The sequence below is a fragment of the Oscillochloris sp. ZM17-4 genome (genome assembly GCF_019599295.1).
Classification (GTDB): domain Bacteria; phylum Chloroflexota; class Chloroflexia; order Chloroflexales; family Chloroflexaceae; genus Oscillochloris.
On sequence record NZ_JAIEWN010000006.1, the window covers coordinates 159,626 to 169,798 of the forward strand.

A 10,173-nucleotide genomic window follows, 5' to 3' on the forward strand; every position below is an offset into this window, starting at 1 on the left:
GTGTCTATCGCGCAGGCAGCCGGGAGCGTCGCTCCGTCCTGACGGCTGACTGTCTCGCCACGATGGCGAGCGGCTACTCCCGTACCTCAGGCTATGGTACGCGAATCCGTGGATCTGGGCCAGGGGAATATTCCCCCCGCCCGCCCCTACAGCCCGGCCACCGCCTGGACCCGGCTGATGATGCCGAGGACGAGGTTGGGGAAGAGGCCGAGGATCAGCAGGGCGGCCACGGCGATGCTGATGGCCGACATGATCCCGGCGGGGGCGGGCAGCGGCTCGTCGGTGGCCGGGGCCTCCATGAACATGGCCTTGAGCAGCCGCAGGTAGTAGTAGAGGCTGATCACCGTGGTGAACAGCGCGATGATCACCAGCCACCAGGCGCCAGACTGCCAGCCGACCATGAAGATGTAGAACTTGGCGAAGAAGCCGGCCAGGGGCGGCACGCCGGCCAGCGAGAGCACGCAGATCGCGAAGAGCACGGCCAGGGGCAGGTTGCGCCGGGCCAGGCCGTTCAGGTCGCTCACATCGTCGCCGCCGACGGCCAGGCTCACCGCCGCCAGCGCGCCGAAGGCGCCGATGTTCGTCAGCGTGTAGACCACCAGGTAGTAGATCAGCGCGGAGGTGCCCTGGTCGCGGTCGAACTGCTGGGGCGCGGCCCAGGCCACCAGGCCGAGCAGGATGAAGCCGGCCTGGGCGATGCTGGAGTAGGCCAGCAGGCGCTTGGCGTTGGTCTGCGGCAGGGCCGCCAGGTTGCCCACGATCAGGGTGAGCAGGGCCAGGAGGGCCAGCAGGCTCGTCCAGCCGCCGAGGCTCTCGCCGAAGACGGCCGAGCCGGCGAGGCTGGGGAAGGCCACGGTGAGCAGGCGGAAGAGCAGGATGAAGCCGGCCGCCTTCGAGGCGGCGGAGATGAAGGCGGTGATCGGCGTGGGCGCGCCCTGGTACACGTCGGGCGACCAGCCGTGGAAGGGCACCACGGCCACCTTGTAGCCGACCCCGGCGATGATCAGGACCATGGACATGGTGAGCAGGGGGGAGCCCTGGCCGGAGAGCTCGGCGATCTTGCTCAGCTGGGTCAGGTCGTTGGCGACGCTGTTGCCGGCGAGGGCGCTGGCCGCGAATCCGTAGGCCAGGCTCATGCCGTAGAGCATGAGCGCCGAGGACATGGCCCCGAAGAGGAAGTACTTCAGGCCCGCCTCAGAGGAGCGGGCCTCGCCGAAGTAGCCGGCCAGAATGTAGAGCGGGATGGAGGTCATCTCCACGGCCAGGAAGATCATCACCAGCTCGGTGGCCCCGGCCATAAGGCACATGCCCATGGTCGAGAAGAGGATCATGGCGTAGAACTCGGCCGGGTTGCTGTTCGGGTGCGAGTCCAGGCAGAGCAGGCTGGTCAGGAAGGCCGCGCCGATGAAGGTCAGCCGGGCGATCATGGTCAGGTCATCGGTGGCGAAGGCGCCGATGATCGGCTGCGGGCCGGGGCCGCCGGCCTGGAGGTTGCGCAGGATGTTAGTGAAGAAGTTGGCCGGCGCGTCGTCGGGCAGCGTGTAGACGTAGCCGCTCTGGATGAGCGCGATCACAAAGATCAGGCCCAGGCCGATGGCGGTGAGCTGGGCCGAGGCGCGCACCCGCTCAAGCCGGGCGGCGTCGCTGCTGCCCCAGCGCTCGAAGATGTCGGAGCCGAGCACCAGCAGGGCCAGCACGAGCAGCAGGATCTCCGGCAGGATGCGCGGGATGTCGGTGAGCTGAAACATCTTCCCTACCTTATTACGGGCATACCCGAAAAGATTCTTTATAGTGGTCGAAGATGCCAGCTTCGCTGGCATCTTCGACCACTATACATTAATTATTTAGGGGCCTACGGCCACGATCACATCGTTGAGCTGGCGGGCGAGCGGCGCGACGCCGGTGTTGATGATCTCGGTCAGCACCGAGGGGTAGAGCCCCACGGCGATCAGGATGGCCCCCAGGATGGCCGCGCCGGTGTACTCCTGCCAGGTCAGCTTGGGCAGCGTGAGGAACTCGGGGTTCTTGACCTCATCGAAGAAGACCGAGTAGACCGCGCGCAGGATGTAGGCCCCGGTGATCGGGATGGAGATCGCGGCGATCACCGCGATCAGCGGGTACTTCTCCCAGACGCCGATGAAGATGGCGAACTCGGCCCAGAAGCCGGCCAGGCCGGGCATGCCCATCGATGAGAGCCCGCCGAGGATGAACATCACGGCGGCGAAGGGCATCACCTTGCCAAGGCCGCCCAGCTCGGGCAGCTGGCGGGTGTGGGTGCGCTCGTAGATCATGCGGCCGACCACCGAGAAGAAGAGGGCGGTCATCACGCCGTGGGCGAACATCTGGAGCACCGCGCCCATCAGGGCGATCTGGGTGCCGGCGGCCAGGGCCATCATCACCAGGCCCATGTGGCTCACCGACGAGTAGCCGATGATGTACTTGGCGTCGCGCTGGGCCATGGCGATGGTGGCCCCGTAGACCACGTTCAGGATGGTCAGCACGGCGATGGTCGGCAGCCAGTACTGGGCGCCGACGGGCATGAGCCACATCGCGGCCCGCAGGCAGCCGTAGGCTCCGAGCTTCATCAGCACGCCGGCGTGGAGCATGCTCACCGCCGTGGGCGCGGCCACGTGGCCGGTGGGGCTCCAGGTGTGGAAGGGGAACATGCCGGCCAGCACGGCGAAGCCGAGGAACAGCGGCGGGAAGAAGATCCGCTGCAGGTCGCCCGACATGGTCACGTTGCGGGCCAGGACGACCATGTCGAAGGTGCGCAGGCCGCTGCCGAAGTAGATCGCCAGCATGCCGATGATCGCCAGGGCGCTGCCGGCCATCAGGAACATGGTCAGCTTCATCGCGCCATACTCTTTGCGCGTGCTGCCCCAGATCCCGATCAGCAGGTACATCGGCAGCACGGCCAGCTCGTAGAAGACGAAGAAGAGGAACAGGTCGAGCGAGACGAAGACGCCGTAGACGCCGGTGGTGAGCAGGAGCAGCAGCACCCAGTACTCTTTGGGGCGGCTCTCGATGTTCCAGCTCATCAGCGCGCCGGTGAAGATCACCACCCCGTTGAGCACCAGCATCGCCAGGCTGATCCCGTCCACGCCGAGCAGGTAGGTGATGCCGAGCTGCGGCATCCAGTCGAGCCGCTCGACGAACTGGAAGCCGCCGGCGGCGGGCTGGTAGCCCAGGAAGAGCAGCAGCGACAGCACGAGCGACAGGAAGGCGAAGCCGGTGCCGACGATGCGCATCAGCTGCTTCTGGCTGTTGGGGATAACGCCAATCAGCACCGACGGCACGACCAGACTCAGCCAGATCAGGCTCAGCCAGGGGATGTCTGTTGGGAGAGTGATCAGGCCCATAGCATTCATTCTAGATTGCAGATTGCAGATTGCAGATTGGCTCAGCCCACATAATCTGCAATCCGCAATCTACAATCTGCAATCTCACGACAGCGCGCGCAGGAACACGGCCACCAGCTGGGTGGCGGCGGCGTTAAACAGGTTCATGATCGGGGCCGGGTAGACGCCGAGCAGCAGCAGCAGGGCCAGGAAGGGCGCGGTGGCCCACAGCTCGGCCGGGCGCAGGTCGGCGAAGCCCTGGGCGACCTCGCCGGGGGGGCCGAGGAAGATCCGCTGGAACATGAGCAGCAGGGCCAGGGCGGTGATGATCAGGCCGATCACGGCCAGGCCGGTGAAGAGCGGCAGGCTGGCCCAGGCCCCGCGGAAGATGAAGAACTCGCCGACGAAGCCGGCCATGCCGGGCAGGCCGAGGTTGGCGAAGGTGGCCACGCCCATCACCCCGGCGAAGGTGGGGGCGACGCTGCGCAGGCCGCCGAGGCCGCTGAGCTGCCAGCTGCCGGTGCGCGCGTGCAGGGCGCCGGCCAGGTAGAACAGCGCGCCGGTGCTCAGGCCGTGGGCCACCATCTGCATGAGCGCGCCGTTGATCGCGATCGCCCGCGAGTCCTGGCTGGCCCCGCCGGGCAGGGCGGCAGCGGCGGCGATCGCCAGCATCACATAGCCCATGTGGTTGATGCTGGTGTAGGCGATCAGCCGCTTGATGTCGCCGCCGATATTGGCCAGCGCGCCGAAGGAGCCGGCCACGATGCCCACCAGGGCCAGCGCGCCCATCACCGGGGCGAAGTACTGGGCCGCGTCGGGCACCAGCGGCAGCATGATCCGCAGCATGCCGTAGGCTCCCATCTTGCTCATCACCGCCGAGAGCAGGATGGAGCCGGCCACCGGGGCCTCGCCGTAGGCGTCGGGCAGCCAGGTGTGGAAGGGCCAGACGGCCAGCTTGATCGCGAAGGCGATGAAGATCGCCCAGAAGGCGATGCTGGTGTAGAGCAGCGGGTAGCGCCCGAGGCTGGCCGTCAGGCCCAGCCGGTCGACATAGGCGAAGATAATATCGCGCAGGCTGCCGGCCGCGCCATCCACCGGCAGGCCCTGGCCGAGCCGCCCGAGGGTGATCAGGTCGAAGGTGGGGATGCCGGCGCTGCGGGTGGCCAGGTAGATCACCTGGAAGAGCAGCAGCAGGCCCACCGAGCCGGCCATGGTGTAGATGAAGAACTTAAAGGCTGCGTAGCGGCGGTTCTCGCGGCCCCAGAGCTGGATGAGGAAGAAGGCCGGCACCAGGCTGAACTCCCAGAAGATGAAGAAGAAGAAGAAGTTCAGGGCCAGGAAGTAGCCGATCATGGCCGCCTCAAGCAGCAGCAGCAGGGCGAAGTGCGTCTTGGCCCGCTCGGTGACGCCCCAGGATGCGGCGGCGGCCAGGGGGGCCATCACCACGGTGAGCAGCACCAGCGGCAGGCTCAGCCCATCCACGCCGAGGAAGTAGTCCACGCGGATGGCCTGGATCCAGGGGATCTTCTCGACGAACTGCACCGCGCCCTGTCCGTCGGCCGTGGCCGTCGCGTTAAAGCCGGCGGCCACCACGGCGGCGATGGCGATCGGCAGGCCCATCCAGGCGGTGACGCCGATCTTCACCAGGCGGTCGTCCCAGCGCAGCGCGCCGGCCATGCCCACCAGGGCGATGCCCAGCAGGGGCGACAGCATCAGCAGCGTCAGCCAGGGCACGCCGCCCGGCGAAGGTATCAGATATGCAGGCATAATTCCCTCGTAGGGGCGCAGCAGTCGCCGCGCGACCCGACACCATGCTTCATCGACAATGGCGACTGCTGCGCCCCTACTTAATCACATACAGATACAGCATCGCCAGCACCGCCAGCGTAGGCCCGCTCAAGCTCCATCCGCTCGCGGCCCGTCGTTGAGCAGGGTGTCATCGACGATATAGTTGACCCGGCTGAGGAAGAGCGTCAGGCTGCCGACTCCGTTGATGATCCCGTCGAGGATTCTGCGGTCGAGGAAGGCCCACGCCAGGGCCAGGACGGCGGTGAGCCGGCCAAAGCTGGCCGCGTAGAGCTCATCGACGCGGTACTTCTCGTGCAGGATGCGGAACAGGCCGGGCGCCCGCGCGTCGAGCGGGTCGGTATCCTGGGCCTTGGCGAAGGCGCTCCGGTAGGCGTACCAGCCGGCGGCGATGCCGGCCAGGGCCACCGTCAGCGAGATGCCGGCCACCGTCCAGTTGAGCGGCGCGGCCTCCTGGCCCCAGATGTGGGACAGCCAGTGGCCGCCGGGCATGCTGAAGGGCAGGTTGAAGAATCCCGCCGTCACCGCGAAGCTGGCCAGCACTGCCAGGGCCGCCGTCATCGTCGGCGACTCGTGCCAGAGGTTGTGGTCGGCGTGGTGATCGCCGTGCTCGGCGTGGTGATCGCCGTGGTCGGCGGCGTGGTGGGAGGGCGCCGGCTCGGCGTTCACATACACCACCGGCTTCTCGCCGCGAAACGCGCCGAAGAAAACCAGGAACCACTGGCGGGTCATGTAGAAGGCGGTCAGGAAGGCGGCCACCGCCAGCACGGCGTAGACCACGATGTTGCCGTTCTCCATGGCGTGGGCCAGGATCTCGTCCTTGCTCCAGAACCCGGCGAAGGGCACGATGCCGGCCAGGGCCAGATAGCCCGCCGTGTAGGTCCAGAAGGTCCAGGGCAGCTTCTGGCGCAGCCCGCCCATATTGCGGATGTCCTGCGCGGTCTGCTGGGCGGCGTACTCATCCTGGTGGTGGATCTTCTCGATCGCCGGGGTGGCCTCCATGGCGTGGATGACCGCGCCGGAGCCGAGGAAGAGCAGAGCCTTAAAGAAGGCGTGGGCGAGCAGGTGGAACATGCCGGCCACCCAGCCGCCGATGCCGAGGGCGGCCACCATAAAGCCGAGCTGGCTGAGCGTGCTGTAGGCCAGGATGCGCTTGATGTCGTACTGGGCCACGGCGATGGTGGCCGCGAACAGCGCGGTGAACGCGCCGACGAAGGCCACGACGGCCAGGGCGGTGCCGTTATCGGCCAGGAAGATCGGGTAGGTGCGGGCCACCAGGAACACGCCGGCCGAGACCATGGTGGCCGCGTGGATGAGCGCGGACACCGGGGTCGGCCCCTCCATCGCGTCGGGGAGCCAGACGTGCAGCGGGAACTGGGCCGACTTGCCGACGGTGCCGGCGAAGATCAGCAGGGCGATCCCGGTGGCGTGGCTCATGCCGAGGATGCCGGGCTCGCCGCCGATCCGATGCAGGAACTCGGGGTTGAAGATCTCGCCCTCGCCGGTGCCGAAGGCCAGGCTGCCGGCCTGTGTCCACAGGTAGACCAGGCCGAGCAGCATCAGCACATCGCCGATGCGCGTGGTGATGAAGGCCTTGACGGCGGCGCGGTAGGCCTGGGGCCGCTCGTAGAGGAAGCCGATCAGCAGGTAGGAGCAGAGGCCCATGATCTCCCAGGCCATAAAGAAGAGCAGCAGGTTATCGGCCATCACCATCAGCAGCATCGCCGAGGCGAACAGCGAGATGAAGCTGAAGAAGCGGCTCTGGCGCGGGTTGCTGGCCATATAGCCGATCGAGAACAGGTGGATGCAGGTGGCGGTGATCGTCACCATGGCCAGCATCACGGCGGCGGGCGAGTCGACATACACGCCCATAGCGAGGCTGCTGGAGCCGGCGGGCGCCCAGACGAAGCGCTGGACGACGGCGGGCGCGGGGAAGGCGAAGCCCTCGCCGTGGGCATCGCCGGCGGGCGCGCCGGCCACGGCGGCCAGCAGGCCGAGGGCGATCAGCGTGGCCGCCAGCATCAGGCCGGTGGCCGTCCACCCACTAGCGGCCTTGCTCTGGCGCAGCGGGGTGAAGGTGATCAGCGCGAATCCGAGCAGCGGCAGCGCCGGGATCAGCCAGGCATATTGCGTAAAAAACGACATCATCATCCCCTCAGACCGTCCACACTATCGGCGTTCACTGTGTTCCAGCTTCGGTAGATTGCGATGATCATCGCGAGGCCAACGGCGGCCTCGGCGGCGGCGACGGTGATGATAAAGATCGCGAAGGTGGGGCCGGTGATGAAGCGCGGCTCCAGGTAGCGCCAGAAGGCCACCAGGTTGATGTTCGCCGAGTTCAGCATCAGCTCGACGCCCATGAGCACGCCGACGAGGTTACGGCGCGAGAGTGCGCCAAACAGGCCGATACAGAACAGGGCGGCGGCCACCACCAGCACCGCCTCAAGCGGGATCGCGCGGGTCATCGGGTGTTCCCTCCGGTGTTACATCATTGCAGATTGCAGATTTTGGATTGCAGATTTTCGGGCACTGCATTCCGATTGGTATTGTGCAGAGCATTCTGACGCACCAAATCTGCAATCTGCAATCTGCAATCTACAATTCAATCGGCCATATCGGCGGCGGCGGCCGCCCGCTCGGCGGATGCCTTCTGGCGCTGGTTCAGGGTGTGCTCCTCGGCCAGGGTCAGCACACGGCGGCGGCGCGAGCGCTCCTCGAAGGCGATCACGATCGCCCCGATCAGGGCCACGGTGAGCAGGACGCCGGCCACCTCGAAGTGCAGGAGGAACTCGCTGACGAACCCGCGCCCCAGCTCCTCAACCCCCGAGAGCGGCTCGGGCGTGCCGGCCGGGCCGGTGGGCAGCGGGATGCCCCAGGCGTTGCCCGCCAGGGTGGGCAGCAGCACCGCGCCGAACAGGCCCAGGGCAACGACCGCCGCCGCCCACCAGTGCCGGGTCAGCAGCCGCTCGCCCTCGCCCGAGATGTGGCGGGTGAGCATGATCGCGAACAGGATCAGGATCGAGATCGCCCCGATGTAGACGAGCACCTGCACCACGGCGATAAACTCGGCCTCAAGCAGCAGGTAGAGCGCGGCCACCCCGAAGAACGACGCGATCAGCCAGAGCGCCGCGTGGATGATGTTGCGCACCGTCACCACCATCATCGCCGCGCCGATGATCAGCGCCGTGAGCAGCCCGAAGATAATTTGTATCAGCAGATCCATCGGTTCCCTGCCGGTTGTAGGGCGTAGCAGCAGGTTGGCGCAGAGCGCCAACCTGCTGCTACGCCCTACGCCACATTCGTCAGACGCTCCAGCACCTCGTCGTCCACCCGCAACCGCTCGGCCTGCGACTCCGCGAAGATCCGCGCCAGGAAGAGGTAGGCGCCCAGGTTCAGGGCCAGAGTGACCACAAAGGCCACGGCCCAGCGCAGCATCGGCGACCAGCCCTCCACGATGGCGAGGCCCTCGGCGGCGCCCCACTTGGTCAGCGCCACCCAGATCGTCGCGCCGAAGATATTCACCAGGGTCAGCGGGATGAGGAACTTCCAGCCGAAGTCCATCAGCTGGTCGATGCGCAGGCGCGGGTAGGCGCCGCGGATCCAGACCATCACAAAGAAGAATCCGTAGGTCTTAGCGAGGAAGTAGAACACGCCGAGGGCGCCGGCCAGCACGTTGAAGATCCAGCCGCCGCCGGGGTTGGCCGGCGTGATCGCCTGGGCGTAGAGCCAGCCCACGCCCGGCCCCTGCCATCCGCCGAAGAAGATCACCGAGGTGATCGCGCAGAGCAGGAAGTTGAGCACATACTGGGCCAGGTAGAACAGGCCGAACTTCATGCCGCTGTACTCGGTCATATAGCCGGCGACGATCTCCGAGTCGGCCTCGGGGATGTCGAAGGGGGTGCGCTCGCCCTCGGCCAGGGCCGCGATGAAGAATGCGATGAAGGCCAGAAATCCCACCGGCGTGAAGATGAACCAGCCCAGCCCGAGGTCGGGTACGCCGGCCACATCGCTGCTGCTGATAAACAGGCCGCCCTGGTAGGCGATCAGGTCGACCAGCGAGAGGCTGCCGGTGATCAGCACGATCGACAGCAGGCTCAGCACGGCCGGGATCTCGTAGCTGACCATCTGGGCCACGGCGCGCATCGCGCCGATCAGGGCGAACTTATTATTGCTGGCCCAGCCGGCCATCATCAGGCCGACGGCGCTCACCGATGAGATGGCGAAGAAGAAGAGCAGGCCGATGTTCATGTCGACCGGCACCATCCCCGGCCCCCAGGGCACCACTGCGAACATAAACATCGTCGGGGCGACCACCACGCAGGGGGCGATCAGGTGTACCCAGCGGTCGGCCGAGTCGGGGACGATATCCTCCTTGGTGAAGATCTTCACGCCGTCGGCGAGCGGCTGCCACGCGCCCTCCGGCCCGACCCGGTTCGGCCCGACCCGGTCCTGCATGCGGGCGATCGCCCGCCGCTCGAAGAGGGTCAGGAAGAGCATCTGGAAGGGCGCGATCAGGAAGAGGATGGCGGCGACGATCAGGTAGCCGATCAGCGAGATCGCCCAGCCCGGCCAGCCCCAGCCGAAGGTTGTGTTGATAATCTGCTCAATAACGTCGCGCATTGGTATGCCTTCACCTCGGCAGCGTGGGCTGGGTGCCCTTACTCAGTATTGCCCTGCTCGGCGGCCTTCTTGGCGGCGTTGGCGGCCTTGATCGCCGCCAGACGGGCGGCCTTCTCGTCCGCCGGGGTCGCGCCTCCGCTGCTGGGGGTTGGCACCGCGGCGGGTGCCTCGGCGGGCGGGGCCTCGCCGCCGGCCTTCTTGGCGGCGTTGGCCGCCTTGATCGCCGCCAGCTTGGCGGCCTTCGCCTCGGCCGGCGACAGCTCGGCGGGCGGAGCCTCGGCGGGCGGGGCCTCGCCGCCGGCCTTCTTGGCGGCGTTGGCCGCCTTCAGCGCCGCCAGCTTGGCGGCCTTCGCCTCGGCCGGCGACAGCTCGGCGGGCGGGGCCTCGGCGGGCGGGGCCTCGCCGCCGG

7 protein-coding genes and 1 pseudogene are annotated in these 10,173 nt (G+C 67.2%); all 8 read right to left on the reverse strand.

Annotated features, from left to right (window positions below; translation table 11 throughout):
• Positions 1 to 146: 146 nt before the first annotated feature.
• Positions 147 to 1,748: an NADH-quinone oxidoreductase subunit N gene (locus tag K2Z83_RS07530; RefSeq protein ID WP_220594559.1), complete on the reverse strand. Its 1,602-nt coding sequence runs from the start codon at positions 1,746 to 1,748 to the stop codon at positions 147 to 149.
• A 96-nt stretch (positions 1,749 to 1,844) separates the two neighbouring features.
• Positions 1,845 to 3,359 carry a NuoM family protein gene (locus tag K2Z83_RS07535; RefSeq protein ID WP_220594560.1) on the reverse strand — a complete coding sequence of 505 codons (1,515 nt, stop codon included), beginning with the start codon at positions 3,357 to 3,359 and terminating at the stop codon, positions 1,845 to 1,847.
• 84 nt (positions 3,360 to 3,443) lie between these two features.
• Positions 3,444 to 5,105, reverse strand: a complete 1,662-nt coding sequence (locus tag K2Z83_RS07540; protein WP_220594561.1) for a NuoM family protein — start codon at positions 5,103 to 5,105, stop codon at positions 3,444 to 3,446.
• 129 nt (positions 5,106 to 5,234) lie between these two features.
• The gene (gene nuoL, locus K2Z83_RS07545) at positions 5,235 to 7,295 is read right to left on the reverse strand and encodes an NADH-quinone oxidoreductase subunit L (RefSeq protein ID WP_255603516.1); all 2,061 of its coding nucleotides are present in this window, start codon (positions 7,293 to 7,295) and stop codon (positions 5,235 to 5,237) included.
• Complete coding sequence (gene nuoK, locus K2Z83_RS07550) at positions 7,292 to 7,609, reverse strand: NADH-quinone oxidoreductase subunit NuoK (RefSeq protein WP_255603518.1); 318 nt, start codon at positions 7,607 to 7,609, stop codon at positions 7,292 to 7,294. Before nuoK ends, nuoL begins: the two co-directional genes overlap by 4 nt.
• Before the next feature lie 137 nt (positions 7,610 to 7,746).
• A complete protein-coding gene (locus K2Z83_RS07555) occupies positions 7,747 to 8,367 on the reverse strand; it encodes an NADH-quinone oxidoreductase subunit J (RefSeq protein ID WP_220594562.1) in 621 nt (206 codons plus the stop codon).
• A gap of 65 nt (positions 8,368 to 8,432) precedes the next feature.
• Positions 8,433 to 9,764: an NADH-quinone oxidoreductase subunit NuoH gene (gene nuoH / locus K2Z83_RS07560; protein WP_220594563.1), complete on the reverse strand. Its 1,332-nt coding sequence runs from the start codon at positions 9,762 to 9,764 to the stop codon at positions 8,433 to 8,435.
• Between the two features lie 38 nt (positions 9,765 to 9,802).
• Positions 9,803 to 10,173, reverse strand: a pseudogene (locus K2Z83_RS07565) (4Fe-4S ferredoxin); the annotation flags it as partial.